General features: G+C 70.6%; 12 protein-coding genes. 1 reads left to right on the plus strand and 11 read right to left on the minus strand.

Translation table 11 applies throughout. The annotated features are described in order from the left end of the window. Positions 1–42 precede the first annotated feature (42 nt). The 8 genes from ACQP2H_RS02205 to acs form a co-directional block, all read right to left on the minus strand. Positions 43–975 (minus strand): alpha/beta fold hydrolase, encoded by a 933-nt coding sequence (locus tag ACQP2H_RS02205; RefSeq protein ID WP_357533024.1) that lies wholly within the window; start codon positions 973–975, stop codon positions 43–45. Positions 976–1118: 143 nt separating this feature from the next. Beyond that, entirely contained in the window at positions 1119–1502 is a 384-nt protein-coding gene (locus ACQP2H_RS02210) for a hypothetical protein (protein ID WP_219465917.1), read from the minus strand. A gap of 185 nt (positions 1503–1687) precedes the next feature. Next, on the minus strand, positions 1688–4081 hold the full coding sequence (locus ACQP2H_RS02215; protein ID WP_219470594.1) for an immune inhibitor A domain-containing protein: 2394 nt from the start codon (positions 4079–4081) through the stop codon (positions 1688–1690). Positions 4082–4451: 370 nt separating this feature from the next. Further along, positions 4452–7247: an immune inhibitor A domain-containing protein gene (locus ACQP2H_RS02220; RefSeq protein WP_219465918.1), complete on the minus strand. Its 2796-nt coding sequence runs from the start codon at positions 7245–7247 to the stop codon at positions 4452–4454. 216 nt (positions 7248–7463) lie between these two features. Continuing rightward, a complete protein-coding gene (locus tag ACQP2H_RS02225) occupies positions 7464–8699 on the minus strand; it encodes a hypothetical protein (protein ID WP_219465919.1) in 1236 nt (411 codons plus the stop codon). Between the two features lie 29 nt (positions 8700–8728). After that, the gene (locus ACQP2H_RS02230; RefSeq protein ID WP_357533030.1) at positions 8729–9643 is read right to left on the minus strand and encodes a hypothetical protein; all 915 of its coding nucleotides are present in this window, start codon (positions 9641–9643) and stop codon (positions 8729–8731) included. Between the two features lie 241 nt (positions 9644–9884). Then, positions 9885–10409 (minus strand): helix-turn-helix transcriptional regulator, encoded by a 525-nt coding sequence (locus tag ACQP2H_RS02235; protein WP_357533032.1) that lies wholly within the window; start codon positions 10407–10409, stop codon positions 9885–9887. Positions 10410–10795: 386 nt separating this feature from the next. Continuing rightward, the gene (gene acs, locus ACQP2H_RS02240) at positions 10796–12760 is read right to left on the minus strand and encodes an acetate--CoA ligase (protein ID WP_433230748.1); all 1965 of its coding nucleotides are present in this window, start codon (positions 12758–12760) and stop codon (positions 10796–10798) included. 214 nt (positions 12761–12974) lie between these two features. Between acs and ACQP2H_RS02245 the strand changes: the two genes are divergently transcribed. Next, on the plus strand, positions 12975–13721 hold the full coding sequence (locus ACQP2H_RS02245; protein ID WP_433230750.1) for an oxidoreductase: 747 nt from the start codon (positions 12975–12977) through the stop codon (positions 13719–13721). Between the two features lie 90 nt (positions 13722–13811). On the opposite strand, the gene ACQP2H_RS02250 is transcribed toward ACQP2H_RS02245, so the two are convergent. The 3 genes from ACQP2H_RS02250 to ACQP2H_RS02260 are packed head-to-tail and all read right to left on the minus strand — an operon-like array spanning position 13812 to position 16593. Next, complete coding sequence (locus ACQP2H_RS02250) at positions 13812–14444, minus strand: TetR/AcrR family transcriptional regulator (RefSeq protein ID WP_219465926.1); 633 nt, start codon at positions 14442–14444, stop codon at positions 13812–13814. Further along, positions 14339–15703, minus strand: coding sequence for a methyltransferase (locus ACQP2H_RS02255; RefSeq protein WP_433230753.1), 1365 nt, complete (start codon positions 15701–15703; stop codon positions 14339–14341). Before ACQP2H_RS02255 ends, ACQP2H_RS02250 begins: the two co-directional genes overlap by 106 nt. Beyond that, positions 15700–16593: a hypothetical protein gene (locus ACQP2H_RS02260; RefSeq protein ID WP_433230755.1), complete on the minus strand. Its 894-nt coding sequence runs from the start codon at positions 16591–16593 to the stop codon at positions 15700–15702. Before ACQP2H_RS02260 ends, ACQP2H_RS02255 begins: the two co-directional genes overlap by 4 nt. Between the last annotated feature and the right edge of the window lie 102 nt (positions 16594–16695).

The raw sequence follows: 16695 nt of genomic DNA on the forward strand, positions 1-16695 counted from the left end.
GAGGGTGGCCCGCTCACCGTCGTCGCCCGGGTACGGGCGGGGTCAGGACTTGGTCCAGCGCAGGATCTCGCCGAGCACCACGTCCCCGGCCTCCACGTGGGGGAAGTGGCCCACCCCGTCGAGCAGCCGCCACTCGTAGGGGGCGCTGACGTACCGGCCGGAGCCCTGGGCGGTACGCGGCAGGGAGGCGACGTCGGCCGCCCCGTGCAGTTGCAGGGTGGGGGTGACCAGGGGCCTCTGCATCAACCGGACGAAGCGGTAGCCGTGTAGGCGCAGCACCGAGCGGAAGGCCCACCGGTAGCCCTCCAGGGCGCAGAAGGCGGCCTGCGGAATCAGCATCGCCTCCCGGCAGCGTTGCGCGTAACCGTCGAACTCCGGGCCGGCTACCCAGCGGGGTCCACCCCAGCGGTGCAGCATCCGGGTCACCTCGGCGGCGTCGTCCCGGGTGAGCACGTGTTCGTACCGGGGGAGCTGGAACTTCAGCGCCGGCGTGGAGGCGGCGAACTGGCCGCGCGGGTCGGCGAAGATGGCCGCGCGCAGCCGCAGCGGGTGGGGTGCGCCGAGCACCACCAGCCGGCGTACCAGGGTGGGGTGGAACGAGGCGGCCGTCCAGCCGATCAGTCCGCCCGAACCGGCGCCGACCACGGTGGCGGAGCGTTCCCCGAGGGCGCGGATCAGGCCGGCGACGTCGGCGGCGAGGGTGTAGCCGTCGTACCCCCGGGGGGGTTTGTCGCTGGCGCCGTAGCCGCGCAGGTCCACCGCGACGGCCCGGAAGCCGGCGTCGGCGACGGCGGGGAGCATGGTGTGCCAGGCCCACCAGTGCTCGGGGAAGCCGTGCAGGAAGAGCACCATCGGGCCGGTGCCCGCCTCGACGACGTGGAACCGGCTGCCGTTAGCGCCGACGAACCGGTGCGTCCACGGCCCCTCGGTGAGGACGCAGGACTCGTCGACGGGCCCGCCACGCTGCTCGGTCATGGGGCACAGCCTAGGACCTCGGCACCGGTCGATCGCCCCGCCGACCCGGGCGGCGCGGCCGAACCGGCTGAGCGGGCTCAACCGGGGCCGGTCGGATCGGGTGGAATCGGGCCGCCGGCAGTGCTCCGTCGGGCTGAGTGGGCTCAGCGGACCACGTTGATGGCGACGATGCCCACCGGGATGCCGGGACCGCAGGTGGCGGCCGGATCGGCCGGCCCGACGGTGACCAGGACGGTGGTGCCGGTGGCGAAGGTGCCCAGACCGGTGCCGTGTAGCGCGTACTCCCGGCCGTCGTCGGTGACCAGGCCGTAGCAGGGGCCGTCGCCGCCCCGGCTGATCCGGCCGGCGAGCCGGTCGGCCCGGCGCAGGTCGGTGGGGTGCCGTGGGGGCGCGGCGGGCCGCCGCAGGGCCGGCGGGGTGGCGGAGAGTGGCGTCGGCCGGCCGGCGGGCGGGGCCCCACCCGGGCCGGGGTCCGACGCCCGGGTGTCGGGCGACGGGTCGGTGGTCGGGGTCCGGTCGTCGGTCACGGTGCCTCCGTTCCCGGCGCACCCGACGTGGGTACGCGCACGGCCAGCGTGCCACGTCGTCGGTGGGCCGGCACCCCTCGCTCGGAGCCGGGGCGGCTGACAGCGACCTGCCCGGAACGGGCCGATGCCCGGGCAGGAGACCTGCCCGGGCATCGGGTAAAGCGGATGGTGCGCTGATCAGCGGATCAGGAGAAGCGGACCTTCAGCGAGGTGCCGTTCTGCTCCACAACCTTGATCTTGGTGCCGGTGGCCGGGAGCTTGACGCCGTGGTTCGGCAGCTCCGGGTACCAGTACTGCTTGGTGTCGTCGAACAGCGGCTGCGCGGCCTGACCACGGACGTACTGCGGCACGCTGTTGATGTGCAGCGTGAACGAGTCCGCCTTCTTCAGGCTGAACGGCGCGTCGTACACCTGGACGCGGGCCCGCCAGGGGGCACCGGTCAGGTTGTACAGCGGCTCCGGGTGCGCGTCGATGATCATGTTCCGACCCTCGCCCGGGTGGTCGAAGGTGTCGTTGTCGGCCCACCGGAGGTTCCAGTAGGAGATCAGCAGACCCTCCTGGTACGCGTAGTGGTCCACGTAGTCCGGGCGGGTGTTCGCGTAACCGAAGTAGTACGGGCCGGTCTTGAGGTACTGGTCGTACGACACGTACGACCGGTTGCCCGCGATGTAGTAGTTGTCGAACTTGCGGATGTAGGTCTCGGCCACGACGCTGAACCCGTTCAGGGTCCAGCCGGCGGCACCGGCCTCCGCACCATCGGTGAGCACGGTCTGCCCATCGGCGGTGATGGTGATCGCGTCACCGTAGAAGCCGCCCTCGGAGACACCGCCGTCGGTCTGGTAGCGCAGCCGGAACTGCACCACCTTGCCGGCCGCCGCGTTCATCGGGATGTTGACGTCGACCCACTGGCCGTTGCTGGAGCCGTCCAGGGCGAAGCGCCCGGGAGAGATCTCCTTGAGGGCCTTGCCGTTGGCGGTACCCGGCAGGGTGGACCAGGTCTGGCCACCGTCGGTGCTGGCCTCGAAGAAGAGGTAGTCGTAGTCCGCCTCGATCGAGTAACGACCCTTCATGGTGAGCGCGGCGCTGGTCTTCCCCGTGAGGTCGATCGTCCGCGTCATCGTGGTGTTCAGGTCGTCGTCGTTGCCGGAGAAGAACTGCTTCGTCCCCTCGAACGGCTTGCCGTTCTGGAAGCTGTACTCCCGCTGCGGCAGCACGACCACGGCACCCTGCGCCTTGTCGGAGTTGTACTCCTGCGGGCCCAGGTTGAGGGTCTTCTGCTGGCCGGCCACCACGACCTCGTAGTCGAGCCAGTTGAGCTGGAGCTTGTTCCATGCGCCGAGGTCGCCGCCCCGGTCGCCGATGCCCTGGTCGTTCTTGGCACCGAGCCGGCTCTGGGCCATCAGGGTCCAGTGCTCGTTGTTGTTGTCACCGCTGTTGATGACGTTGTAGTCGTCCGGCAGACCGAGGTCGTGACCGTACTCGTGGTAGAAGACGCTCCGGCCACCGTTCTCCGGCTGGATCGTGTAGTCGCCGATCCAGACGCCGGTGTTGCCGATCTGGGTGCCGCCGCCCGGGAAGGTCGACGGGCCCGTGTTGCCCTGGTCAGAGGCGAAGGCGTACCACCGGTGGCTCCAGATGGCGTCCTCACCCTGGATCGGGTCGCCGTCGGCCTGGTCGCCGCCGGAGTGGACGATCTGGAAGTGGTCGATGTAGCCGTCCGGCTCGTTGAAGTTGCCGTCGCCGTCGTAGTCGTACCGGTCCCACTCGTCCATCGACTTGACGTCGGCGGCGATCTGGGCGTCGGTGCGGCCGGCCGCCTTCTGGTCGGCGACCCACTGGTTGGCGGCGTCCCGGACCAGGTTCCAGGTGTTGTTGCAGACGTTCGAGGCGCAGGGGTAGCCGTTGGAACGGCCGTACCGGGCCTCGTTGTACTTCACCTTGACCCAGTCGGTGACCTCACCGTCGACGCTGTAGCGACCCGAGGACTGGGCCTCGTAGTACTGCTTCAGCGACTCGTCACCCTGACCGGTGCCGAAGTAGATCTTCCGGTAGTAGTCGGCGTTGTAGTCCGGCTGCCAGACGGTGGAGTTGTCCACCGCCCGGTTGGGCGCCGGGATCTCGTTGTGCAGCGGCCCGTCGAACCGGGTCGGGCCGGGGACGGCCGGGGCCGTGTCCTGGTCCGGGTAGCTCGGGTGCCGCTCGTTGCCGAACTCCGCGAGGATGACGAAGATCTTGTCGGTCTTCTCGCGGCCCAGTTCGACGTACTGGTCCTGCGTCTGGGCGACGCCCGAAGCCGTCGTCCGGGCGTTGTTCCGCCCCGCAGCCTGGGTCTTGCCAACCTTGACGACCGTGCTGCCGTTGATCTTCTGCGCCTTGACCTTACCCGAGAGGACCTCGCTGAGGCCCTCCTGGCGCAGTGCCCGCCGCTTCGTCTCGAGCGGGTTGGGCAGATCGTGGTCCGCGTTGGCGGGCTCCGCGATCGACGGGGCGGCCGTCGGGAGCTTCGGCGTCGGCGCAGCGCTGGCGGACGTACCCGTCACCAGACCTGTCGCCGTCAGCGAGAGCCCGAGCAGACCCACTGCGACTTTGCGCACGTGGTACCTCCGGTGTGAGGGAACCGACCCAACGGGGGTACGGGCCGGCATGGAACGTCCCACTAGTGGGACCCATGGTGAACATAGACACTGCCGGGACGGGTGGGAAGATGTACGCGTCGATTTGTTGCAAGATTTTGATGAGATCGCTTTTCACCGTCACACACCGCATGTTCATCAACGGTCATGAGCAGCGCGGACGCCTCGGCAGGGAATCGCAGTGATGTATTTCGATTGGATTGCTGCGATGCGTGAAACAGTGGGCCGGCGGCATCTCCGCCACCGGCCCACTGTTCACCAAACGGTCAGTTGCTGACCCTTACCGCCGCATCGTCGGATTTACCCGACGCGGGGTTCAGTACTTCGCCGGAGTGATCCGGACGACCGCGTACGAGTTGTCCGGCGCGGCCGACTCGATCTTGATGGAGACCCCGTTGCGGACCTTCGAGTCCGACGGGTTGCCGGTGCCGAGCACGATCGCCCCACCGCCCAGCGTCACGCCGTAGAACTCGGTGGCCGGCGTGCCGTCCGGGTTCACCACCCGGGTGGTGTACGGCTTGTTGCCCCGCGACGGGACCACCACCGAGGCGTCGTTGTCCCGGGCGTACGGCGCACCGTCGCGCATCTCGATGCCCGGGTACCAGCCCTTGGCGTCGTTGAAGCCCGACACCGGGTGCTGCCGCGGGAACTTCGTGCAGTACGCGCTGTACGGCTCGTCCGCCGCCTCCAGGCACTCGGTGAACGGGTACGTCGGGTTCAGCGAGAACGCCGCGTTCGCCGACTGCGGCCGGCTCGGCAGGTTGTCCAGCACCGACGGGTCCTTCGCCGCCGCCTCACCGGTACGCCGCAGCGGATCGTAGTGCGAGTCCACGATCAGCAGTCCGCCCTTGGCCCCGTAGCTGGGCAGCGCGGTCATCTGCCCGGTGACGTGGTTGACGTCGCCCAGCATCGTGTCCCGGTACCAGACCAGCATCCCCGGCGCGTTGTACGAGATCCGGTCCACCTTCCACGCCTCGTGCGAGTAGATGGTGTCGTAGGCGTACTTCAGGCCCATGTCGAAGCCGTCGAAGTTGCGCCACTCGGCCAGGTAGTACTGCGCCTTGACCTGGGTGCCCGGGTCGATGTGCCAGCCCGCGCCGGTGGTGTCGGTGAAGGTGCCACCGGTCAGCGTCCAGCCGTTCGTGCCGCCCTCGACGTCGTCGCTGAACGTGGTGGCCCCACCGCCGGTGACCGAGAGGTCGTCGGCGAACCAGCCCCGCTCCTGGAACGCCTCGTCGGTGGCGTACCGCAGCCGCACCTGCACGGTCGTGCCGGCGTACGCCGACAGGTCGATCCAGTCGTGCCGCCAGCCGTCGGTGCTGCCGGTCAGGCCGTACTTCTTGTTGCCGAAGTCGACCATGCGGCCGTTCGGGTCGGCGTACCCGTCGTTCGTGGAGACCAGCGCACCGGCCGCGTCGTAGACCTTCTGCTCGGCCCAGGTGGCTCCGCCGTCGGTGGAGACCTCGACGAAGCCGTAGTCCCAGTCCTCCTCGATGACGTAGTTGTTCCACATCCAGAACTTCGCGTCGGTGGCGGCCGGGACGGCCACCTGCCGGCTGAGCTTGACGTCCGCCCAGGCCTGGTCGGAGCCGCTGTACCACATCCCGGTGCCGCTGTGCGGCTGGGCGAGGGTGACCACCTTGTCCGGCAGGTCGATCTTGATGCCGTCCTGGGTGCCCACCGGGGTCCGCGAGGTCTGCCCGAGCGACGCCGTACGGGTCCGCGTGCCGGGGGCGATGGTGAGCGGATCGGCCCAGCCCAGCACCCACTTGTCCCAGATGCCCATGTGCGTCGGCAGAGCCTGGAAGATCTCACCGGTGTGCGAGCCGGACGCCATCAGGTCCCAGAAGTCGACGTCCGAGTCGGCGTTGCCCGAGGTGTCGTAGAGGTCCGGCAGGCCCAGGTCGTGACCGAACTCGTGGGCGAAGACGCCGACCCCGGCGTCCTCCGGCTGCACGATGTAGTTGGACGCCTTCAGGTTCGTGCCGGGGATGGTGTAGCCACCGGCGACCGTGGAGGAGTGCGCCCAGACCGCGTACACGCCCTGGTCGCCGCCGCCACGGGACTTGCCCTGACCGGCGTGCACCAGCACCAGGTGGTCGATCACGCCGTCCGGCTCGTTGACGTTGCCGTCGCCGTCGCGGTCGCCCTGGTCCTCGATGTCGTAGTCGGCCCAGGGGAAGTTCGGGTCGGCCGCAGCCAGCGCGTCGATCGCGTCGGTGGCGAGCCGCCCCGCGCCCTGCGGGTTGTCCGGGTGGCCGTTCATCGCCTGCTGCCGACCGGCGACCCAGGCGCCCGTCTCGTCCTGGAAGCAGCGCGAGGCCGCGTACCAGCCCTCCGAGTGCGGCACGGTGATCCACGGGCTGGCCTGCCCGTCCACCGTGTACGCGCCCTTGGACATCTCCAGGTACATGTTGTGCATGGTGCGGCCGGACAGGTCGATGCCCTTCTTGCCGTCCGGTCCCTTGAGGTCCTTACGGACCCGCTCGGTGATGCCCTGCTTGGTGTAGAGCATCTTGTCGAAGTGGGCGGGCGAGAAGTCCGGCACCCACATCGAGTTGTTGTCCTCGTGCGGCAGGGTCGCCGGGTTGGGGATGTTGTTGTGCTTCGGTCCGTTCTGGACGGTGCCGGGCACGCAGGTGCGGTCCTCGAAGACCGTCTTGGGGACCATCACCCCGGTGAAGTCGTCGTTGGCCTGGTCGTTGAACTCCACCAGCAGGGTGAGCAGCTTGGCCGTCTGGGTGCTCTTGGCCTTCTTGAACGCGCGCGGGCTCTGCCCGGTGCGGATCGCCCGCGCCTCGTTGCGGGCCAGTTCCCGGGCGGCCAGCGGGTTGCCGCCGGCGAACTTGCGGTCGTAGGCGCGGGCCTCGTCCGCAGCCGGGGTGCGGATCCCGTCGGCGCCGCGCACCTCCTTACCCGCGGTGTCCGGCTGCACCTCCGGCTCGGCGTAGTTGAGGTAGTGCTCGTCGGCCCCGATCCGGGTCGGTGTGGCCGGCCCGGCGGGCTGGGCCGCCGCACTGCCGGTCACGGTCAGTGACGCGGCGACGAGGGCGAGGGTGGGCAACGCGACGAGTAGGCGTCGGCGTGCGCCGGTTGGCGGGACAATGTTCATGCCGCTCCAAGTCATGAGGGCGTGAGGGCGAAGGAGCGCCTGACCTGAAAGGCCGGCGCTCATGAGAGGCAAAATAAGCATATTCATCAATACCTGGCAAGGGGCTCGACCGTTCTCCGTCCGCCCAGCCACCGGGGCCGGACCGATCAGCCGGTTCCGGTGGCTCCCACCCGCCACACCGGACACGCCGACGGCCCGTCCGGTGTGGCGGAACAGTCAGCCGCCGGTGGCCGCCAGTCTGGCCACCGTGAGGGAGTTCTGGTCCGGCTTCTGCGGCTCCGCGCCGAGCTTCGACCAGGCGACGTAGTCACCTGCGGCGAACACGAGGCTCAACCCGGGCGCTTCGCCGAGCCGCCAGAGCCGCTGCGTCCTGACGTCCAGGGCGTACTGGCCGGCATCGCCACCGCCGCTGCCGTTGCTCCAGCAGACGTAGCGCGGGGAGGAGCTCAGCGTCATGGAGGTGCCGTCGTCACCGAGTGTGACCTCGGTGGCGTCTCCGGTGGCGGTGTCCAGGACGAACAGCGACGCGTTCGGCTCCGGTGCCGGGGCCGATACGATCCAGGCAACCCGACCGGGCTCCGCTGTCAGGGCGGTGACCTGCTGTTCCTTTGTCAGCGGGCCCGTGGTGAGCAGGTCGTCCCGGCCACCGGTCACCTTGCGGATCTCGTACCGGTCCGCCGGGAAGCCGGGGGACACGTCCGCTGAGCGCACGTAGTAGAGGTCGCTGCCTGCGGCAGCGGGGAGCTTCGCGCGTTCGGCCACCACCTCCGCCGCCCGGCTCCCGGTGACGGACCTGCCCAGGACCTGGGCACCGAACTCGGGTTGACCGGTGGTGGGGACGGCCGTGGTCCAGTAGACCCGGTCGGTGCCCACCGAGAGCATCGACGAACCGGGTGGGATGGGCATCTTCCTGCCCTTGGCGACGGCTGCGGAATCGCCAAGCAGCACCGTCCGGCCAGCAGCTCGGTCGAAGCCGTAGACCCGCCAGTCCATCTGGTACATGTCGGTGCTGGTCGTCTCGAGCCAGGCCACGGTCCGCTCGTCGGCGTCCCCGTAGATGGCCTGACGGGCCGCGCCGTGCGGGGCGGGGGACATGCCGCGCACTCGGCTGCCTGCGTAGAGCCCCACCTGGCTCTGGCCGATGACCACCTCGCCGCTGCGGGTGGTGGCGGCCGGGTTGGCCGCGGTGATCATCTGCCCGTCCGGCGTCAGGCCCAGGTGGTTGAGGGTACGCCCGGGCGCCGTCGTGCCGCTCAGGCTGAAGCTGACCCGGAACTCGCGGCCCGGTACGGCGTCGACCGCGTCGGTCGTGGCGTACCGGGACCGAACCCGGAAGGAGGCCCCAGGGCTGCTGGCGGAGCCGCTCGCCGAGATGCTGGGGGCGGGCGCGTCCCGGTGTCCGGGCGAGCCCACCCCCTGCTCGTCGTCGCAGCCACCGACAGCGAGGAGCAACAGCGCCACTGTCAGTGTTCGTCGCACGGTCAGTACACGATCCCGTTGGACTGGAGGAAGCGGGTTGCGAAGCTCGAGGTGCTGTAGCTGAACGACGGCTTCGTGGCGGACCACACCGTGGTCGCCGGGTCGGCCCAGCTTGAGGTCTGACCGGACGCAGTGTAGCCGAATCCGACGATCCAGTGACCGATCGTCTTGTTGGTCGGGTGTCCGTTGTAGTGCGATCCGCCGGCGAACTCCACGGTGTCGGCCCCGATCGGCATGCCGTTACCGCCGATGCTGTGGGCGAAGACGGCGACCAGCAGCGAACCACTGGGCTTGGGAACCTGCACGTACCAGTTGAAGCCGCGCCAGCGGTTGATGCCGGTGGCGAATCGCTTGCTGGTCCAGGTGGTGGCCCCGTTCGCCTCGGTGGCCATGTGCGAGCTGGTGGCCAGGTTGGGCTGGGAGAGGCTGGCCCCGTTGTACTTGCTCTTGAACCCGGTCCCGTGCAGGTAACGGAGGATCATGTAACCCGAGGCTGGGCCGCAGTAGTATCCCTTGCTCTGGCCGGTCTGGCTCAGACCCAGGATGCGGCTGCTGGCCGCTGTGGTGCGCAGACCGGCACCGTCTCCCGGATCGACGTAGCCGGAGTCGCCGTACTGGGCGACGTAGTCCGCTTCGAGCATGTTGAGCTGGGTCGGATCGGCCCCTTGGAAGTTGACCGCGTAGTACTCCTGGGACAGCTGGATCTTGAGGGACGTCTGGGTGTCCGTCGGCTGCTCGATCGAGGGATCGGTGACGTCACCGCCGGTGAAGTTGCCTTCGATGCCGTTGTACGGCTGGTCGGGGTCGATCACCTCGGCCAGTGCCGAGGTGGGGGCGGTGAGCGCGACGGCGCACCCGATCATCAGGGCGGCGAAACCGCCGGCAGCGCGCCGGTAGCTCGTCATCGCTGTCTTCAAGTGATCCTCCACAATGCGGGTAGGGTGAACCGCCCGGCCTTTCCGGCGGTTCACAGAATCGATTCGGTGCGGCTGGGTCGAATCGTAATAACGGTGCGACGGATCCGCCTGTCCCGCATTCTGGGGACAGGAGCGCCTTGGTGGTGGTAAAGCGGTCCAACGACTACCGCGTCGAGCGAAGAACCGCGTTCACCACGGCGAAAACAACGTCACGAATCGGTACGCGGAAAGGCGTACCGCCTCAGGGCTGAGGAGCGAGCGCCGCCCGGGTGAGGAACGCCTTGTTGCCGTGTCCGAGTTTCGCCTTGAGCCGCTTGACGTAGGTGTTGACGGTGTGCACGCTCACCCGCAGTCGAGCTGCCGTCTGGTTGTGGGTGAGCCCGTTGGCGATGCAGTCGAGAACCTCACGTTCCCGCTGGGAGAGTCGTTGTCGGCCAGGACCGGGGTCGCGCTGCCCGGTGCCCGGCGTGGGCTGGTCGACGGGTGTCGGGACGGTGTCGGCCGGTCCACGCCCGGCCAGCATGGTCACCAGGTCGTGGACACCGTCCTGCTCGTCCGGTGCCGCGCCGGTGACCAGCAGGAGGCAGTGCCCGGCGGGCAGACTCCTCGCTGCGTCAGCCTGGGCCCCGGCGGAGCCGCTGCGCGGCAACTCGCCCGGGTCGGTGGCCGGTGCCGGCTGGGTGACGGTCAGACCGGCCGAGCCGAGCAGGTCGCCGACGACACGCCGGAAAGCCGGATCGCCGCCGAGAACTGAGATTTGAATCATCGGTCGTCCTCTGAATAGGAACACGGCAGCCCGATCCGACGGTCGGTATTCACCGTTGGATTGAACTCGATCGAAAGAACGCGGAACGGGATCTCGTTCGGCGCTTCTGTCGCTATTGCTGCAACCTGCAGCCGGCCTGGTGTTCCGGAGGACGTTCAGTCTCTGATCGAAAATGCCACATCGATGCCATCACCCCCGTGTAGGCAAACTTTCCAATAGCTCGGTCAGGTGCTCGACGGTCTTGCACAATCTCGTACCTTGACGGTGACGATTGTCGCACGGGCGGTTCCCCGTGCGCTGCCCCGTCCGAGCGCGCAGCCAGGCGTAGAAACGGCGGTGGGTGCCGGTCCGCGCGGACCGGCACCCACCGACGGGTAGGGCTGTGGTCAGTCCTCGTCGGACTTCCCGCCACTGAGCCCGGAGGAGATCAGCTCCATCACCGAGGAATCCTGGAGCGTGGTGACGTCACCGAGCGAACGGTTCTCCGCCACGTCCCGCAGCAACCGGCGCATGATCTTGCCGGAGCGGGTCTTCGGCAGCTCCGGCACCAGCATGATCTGCCGGGGCTTGGCGATCGGGCCCAGCGTCTTGGCCACGTGGTTGCGCAGCTCGGTGATCAGCCGCTCGCCCGCCTCACCCGAGATGTCGGTGGTGCCGCGCGGAATGGCGAACGCGACGATCGCCTGCCCGGTGGTCGGGTCGGTCGCGCCGACCACCGCCGCCTCGGCCACCGACGGGTGCGACACCAGCGCCGACTCGACCTCGGTGGTGGAGATGTTGTGCCCGGACACCAGCATCACGTCGTCGACCCGGCCGAGCAGCCAGATGTGCCCGTCGTCGTCCTTCTTGGCCCCGTCACCGGCGAAGTACATCCCTTCGAACCGGGACCAGTACGTCTCGATGAACCGGTTGTCGTCGCCCCAGATGGTGCGCAGCATCGACGGCCACGGCTCGCGCAGCACCAGGTAGCCACCGCCGCCGTTGGGCACCGACTGGCCCTGGTCGTCCACCACGTCGGCGACGACACCGGGCAGCGGGGTCATCGCCGAGCCCGGCTTGGTCGCGGTCACCCCGGGCAGCGGGGAGATCATGATCGCGCCGGTCTCGGTCTGCCACCAGGTGTCCACGATCGGCAGCTCACCCCGACCGACGTGCTGGCGGTACCACATCCACGCCTCCGGGTTGATCGGCTCGCCGACGCTGCCCAGCAGGCGCAGCGACGACAGGTCGAAGCCCGCCGGGATGTCGTCGCCCCACTTCATCATGGTGCGGATCAGCGTCGGCGCGGTGTAGAGGATGCTGACCTTGTACTTGTCGACGATTTCCCAGAACCGGCCCTTGTGCGGGGTGTCCGGGGTGCCCTCGTACATCACCTGGGTGGCGCCGTTGGCCAGCGGCCCGTACACGATGTAGGAGTGCCCGGTGACCCAGCCGATGTCGGCGGTGCACCAGTAGACGTCGGTCGCAGGCTTCAGGTCGAACACCGCGTGCGCCGTCCACGCGGCCTGGGTGAGGTAACCGCCGGTGGTGTGCAGGATGCCCTTCGGGCGGGCGGTGGTGCCGCTGGTGTAGAGGATGAACAGCGGGTGCTCGGCGTCGAACGGCTGCGCGACGTGCTCCGCCGACGCCTGCTCCACCGCCTCGTGCCACCAGTGGTCCTTCGCCGACCAGGCGACCTCCTCGCCGGTGCGCCGGACCACCAGCACGTGCTCGATCGACGGACAGTTCGCCACCGCCTCGTCCACGGTCGGCTTCAACGCCGACGGCTTGCCCCGTCGGTAGCCGCCGTCGGCGGTGATCACCACCTTGGCGCTGGCGTCGGAGATGCGGTTGCTCAGCGCGTCGGCGGAGAAACCGCCGAAGACCACGCTGTGGGTCGCGCCGATCCGGGCGCAGGCCAGCATCGCCACCGCCGCCTCGGGGATCATCGGCAGGTAGATCGCCACCCGGTCACCGGCGACCACCCCCAGGTCGGTCAGCGCGTTCGCCGCCTGGCAGGTCAGCCGGTGCAGGTCGGCGTAGGTGAGGGTGCGGGTGTCGCCCGGCTCGCCCTCCCAGTGGATCGCCACCCGGTCGCCGTTGCCGGCCTCCACGTGCCGGTCCAGGCAGTTGTACGCCACGTTGAGCTGACCGCCGACGAACCACTTCGCGAACGGCGGGTTCGACCAGTCGAGCACCTCGTCCCACGGCCTGGCCCAGGCCAACCGGCCGGCCTGCCGCTCCCAGAAGGCGAGCCGGTCCGCGCCGGCCTCGTCGTACGCGTCGGCGGTGACGTTGGCCTGGGCGGCGAGTGCGGCCGGCGGCGGGAACTGGCGCGTCTCGTTCAGCAGGTTGGCCAAGGCCTCGCTCATGCGGTGACTCCTTCGTCGGGTGACCTGCGTCTCTACCCGGCCGAGGTTAGTCCGGGCAGCTCGGGACCGCGACACCCCCGGTGCCGGCCGGCGCGCTCAGCGGCCGTCCCGGCGCGCTCGACGGCCCACCCGTCCCGACCTGATCAGGATCGGACTCGACGGGCCGGCGGCGGGTGGCGTCCGGCCGGAGTCACCCGGTCGCTAGCGTGGCGGAGTGACCACCGACCCGCTCGCGCCCCTGCTCGCGCTCGCCGACATCGCCCCCGCCGTCGAGCGGGCCCGCGAGCGGGTCGACCAGGCGATGCGGCACCGCGCGCTGCGCCGCCAGGGTGGCCAGGTCGTGGCCGAGGTCGGCCTGCGCTGCGCGGTGGCCAGCGCCGCCCTGGAGGGGTACGACCACGAGCGCGAGGCGGTCCGCGCCGGCACCGTCACCGAACCGGTGCTCCAGGGGGCGCTACGGGTGGCCGGGGCGCTGCCCGGGTTGACCGAGCTGTGGCCGAAGGCCCCCCGGCAGGCGCTGGCCCGGCTGCACGTGCTCGCCGCCCGGGACGTGGTCGCCGAGGCAGAGCTGGGGCGTCCGGTCGCCGACCCGGTGGTGGCCGCCCGGCTCGACGGGCTGGCCGGGCTGGTCGCCGGCGGGACGACGGTCTCCCCGCTGGTCCTCGCCGCCGTGGTGCACGGCGAGCTGCTCAACCTGCGGCCCTTCGCCGGCCCGTCCGGGGTGGTCGCCCGCGCCGCCGCCCGGTTGGTGCTGATGTCCCGGGGGTTCGACCCGCGTGGCCTGGTCGCCGTCGACGTCGGCCACCGGGAGCGGGAGCCGGAGTACGTCGGGGCGGCCGGGGCCTTCGCCACCGGCACCCCGGACGGCCTGCGTTCCTGGCTGCGGCACTACCTGAGCGCGGTCGAGGTGGGCGCCGACCAGCTCACCGCCGTCGGCGACGAGATCATCGCCGCCGCCTGACCCGGTGGCTGTCCGCGCGCCCCACCCGACCGCCGCCGCCTGACCCGGTGGCCGCCCGCGCGCCCCACCGGAGCGGTGCCGGGTGCGCGGTCAGTCCCGGCGGGCGGCCCGGTTCACCCGGGAGCGCAGCGCCCGCCGGGCGACCGGTCCGAGGTCGTCGACGATCTCGATGAGCACGGCGAGCTGGTCGAGTGCCGACATCGCCTGCCGCACGCCCGCCCGGTCCACCCCGTCATAGAGTTCCAGCCCGACGAACGCGGCGCAGACGGCCCGGGACAGGCCGGGCACGTCGGCGATCTCGGCGAAGGGTGACCCGGCGAGCAGCCGGCGCAGCACCGACTCGATCTCGTCCACCCAGAGTTGGAGCGCGGCGGCGGTGGGCGCGGCGAGCCGCTCGTCGGTCTGTGCCCCGGCCAGCATCTGGGCCAGGAAGGAGACGTTGCCCAGCTCGCGTTCCTGCTCGTGCAGCTCCTGCCCGACGGTGAGCAGTTCCCGCAGCGAGCCCACCCCGGCCAGCCGGGCCGACCAGTGCGCGAGCCGGTCGGCCGTGCTGGCCCGGCAGGCCGCCGTCAGCAGGTCGTCGACCGTGCCGAAGTGGTAGAAGACCAGCGCCTGGTTCACCCCGGCGGCGGCGGCGATGGTGCGGGCGGACACACCGGCGATGCCGTGCGTACGGATGGCGGTGATGGCGCCGTCCAGGAGGCGCTGCTTGGTGCCGGACATCGTCCTCCTCGTGGGCCCGCCGGATGCGGCGGTGTGATCATCGCATCGGTCACCAGCTGCGCCAGCCAACCGACGCCGGGCAACCGCAGGATCCAGCCGACCACCGCCCACCCGAGGTGCAGGTGCCCGAGGGCGCGGGCGACGGCGGCCACCCCCCGTTCCGACCGACCGCCGCCGTCGGTGTACTCCGCCCGCCACAGCACCCCGTCGGCTTCGGCGGCGGGGCGGACCAGCAGACCCACCGGGCGGCGACGGGCGACGAACCGCCAGGTCGCGGCGCACGGACCGCAGTCGTCGTCGAGGAACAGCACCGCCGCCGGCCCCACGTGGTACGGCCGCCAACGCGGCCACCAGTCCCGGATCTGCCGCCGGTACGCGTGCCACGCCCCGCCGTGCCGGTCGGCCAGGTCGTGTTCCTCGTGCGGTCTGGCCACCGCCACGCTGAAGGCGACCGCCACCACCGCTGCCAGCACCAGCGCGCAACTGCGGGTGAGCGCGGCGGTGAGCAGCACCAGGGCCACGGCGCAGGTCTGCATCGGATTGGCCAGATAGGCGTACGGCCCGGTGGTGACCAGCCGTACGGGCGGGTCCCACGGGTACGGCGTGCCGCCACCGTGGGTGACGAACTCGCGGACCGCGGCGAGCGCCGGGGCGGCCAGCACCAGCGCCACCTGGGCGAGGAGCAGCAGGACGGGCCGGGGTAGTTCGGTCACCGTCGTCCATGACCCGTCGCCGACCTCGAAGGCCAGGCTGGGGACGAACCACAGCAGCAGGGCGGTGAAGACCCCGACCTGGAGCAGCGTGCGCGCCGTCAGGTGTCGCCGGTCGGCACACCAGCGGCCGAGCAGTTGCGCCGGCAGGGCCACCACGAGCAGCCCGACCAGCTCGCCGACCAGCCAGTGCGGGCCGAGCCGGACCAGCGGGTGCAGCGCGGGCATGGCCACCGCGTCGATCCAGAGCAGCAGGCCCAGCGCCACCGGCAACGGGAGGCTCCGGCGCAGCAGCACGGGCAGTGGACCCCAGAGCACGGCCCAGCCGATCCACAGGTCGACCGGCATCCCCCGGTAGCTCCCCCGCACCGGGGCGAACGTGTACCAGCCGGTGCGCCGGGCCACCTCGTCGAGGGCGGCGATGCCGATGCCGGCGGCGAGGAAGGCCAGCAGCGCCGCCGCCCGACCGGCGCGGCTCCGGTCGACCCGGGCGGCGGCGAGGAAGGCCAGCAGCGGCACCGCGAGGCTGAGGTAGCGGGCGGCGATCATCGCAGCGTCATCATGTCCAGCAGGTGTCCCGTGCCCGCACCGAGCAGGACCTGCTGGATCGGCCCGAAGTACCAGGAGGGGTCGAGCCCCCGGGTGTAGTCCACCCGGATGCGCACCTCGGTGTGCCGCTCGTCGACGGCCCGCCAGCTCACCTCGGCGTGCCGCCAACTGAACCAGCGCGCGGTGATCGAGCTGTCCTCGACGAACCGGAACCCGACCCGCTGCACCCCCACCGTCTCCACCTCGGCGAGCAGGTGACCGCCGGGGCCGTGGGCGCTGCCGTGGTAGCCGAACATCCACCTGTCGCCCGGGTCGAGCCCGTCCCCGCCCACCTGGCCGGGCGTGGGCACCCCGAGCAGCCGCAGCGGCACCGACCGGACCGGTACGGGCCGGGGGCCGGCGGCGAGCCGGGCGGCCACCTGGTCGGCCGGCAGGGTCACCACCCGGACCACCTCGACGGACTGGTCGGGTGCGATCCGGGGTGCCGGTCCGCTGCCCTCCAATCCCGGCAGGAGCAGCAACGGCACCGCGATGACGGCGTACGTACGGGAGGCGTCGCGCAGTGCGCGGATCAGGGCGGTGGTCCCGTGGGACACCGCGTAGACCAGGGGGGCGGCGAGGATCACGCAGATCGCCCCCTCGTGCAGCGCGACCGCCGCCAGCAGCAGGGCGACCGTGGTGATCACGAAGACCCGGCCGTGTGCGGTGCGACCGGGCAGCAGGGCGAGTGCGGCGGCGAGGGCCGTCGGGAGCACCACGAACAGCAGGGCGCTGTCAGCCCGCCCGTCGAGCACGGTGGCGACGAACACCATCATGCCGAAAGCCAAGATCACGCCAGCGAGCACCCAGTTCGCGGCGGTCCGGCGGGGCGGTCGATCCTGCTCGTTCATTGCTACCTCCCGGTTTTGAGCACCTGCTCAAAACCGAGCATAGGCTTATTTGAGCGATCGCTCAATCGGGGGTACGCGGGGAGAGTGCTGCGTGGTGGGGTG

It is taken from the genome of Micromonospora sp. CA-248260, assembly GCF_050942205.1.
Classification (GTDB): Bacteria; Actinomycetota; Actinomycetes; order Mycobacteriales; family Micromonosporaceae; genus Micromonospora; species Micromonospora antibiotica.

Bases quoted from the DNA above. Each gene is read 5' to 3' on its own strand.
- ACQP2H_RS02235 (WP_357533032.1), bottom strand. From the start codon at position 10,409: ATGATTCAAATCTCAGTTCTCGGCGGCGATCCGGCTTTCCGGCGTGTC.
- ACQP2H_RS02205 (WP_357533024.1), bottom strand. From the start codon at position 975: ATGACCGAGCAGCGTGGCGGGCCCGTCGACGAGTCCTGCGTCCTCACC.
- ACQP2H_RS02220 (WP_219465918.1), bottom strand. From the start codon at position 7,247: ATGAACATTGTCCCGCCAACCGGCGCACGCCGACGCCTACTCGTCGCG.
- acs (WP_433230748.1), bottom strand. From the start codon at position 12,760: ATGAGCGAGGCCTTGGCCAACCTGCTGAACGAGACGCGCCAGTTCCCG.
- ACQP2H_RS02250 (WP_219465926.1), bottom strand. From the start codon at position 14,444: ATGTCCGGCACCAAGCAGCGCCTCCTGGACGGCGCCATCACCGCCATC.
- ACQP2H_RS02255 (WP_433230753.1), bottom strand. From the start codon at position 15,703: ATGATCGCCGCCCGCTACCTCAGCCTCGCGGTGCCGCTGCTGGCCTTC.
- ACQP2H_RS02260 (WP_433230755.1), bottom strand. From the start codon at position 16,593: ATGAACGAGCAGGATCGACCGCCCCGCCGGACCGCCGCGAACTGGGTG.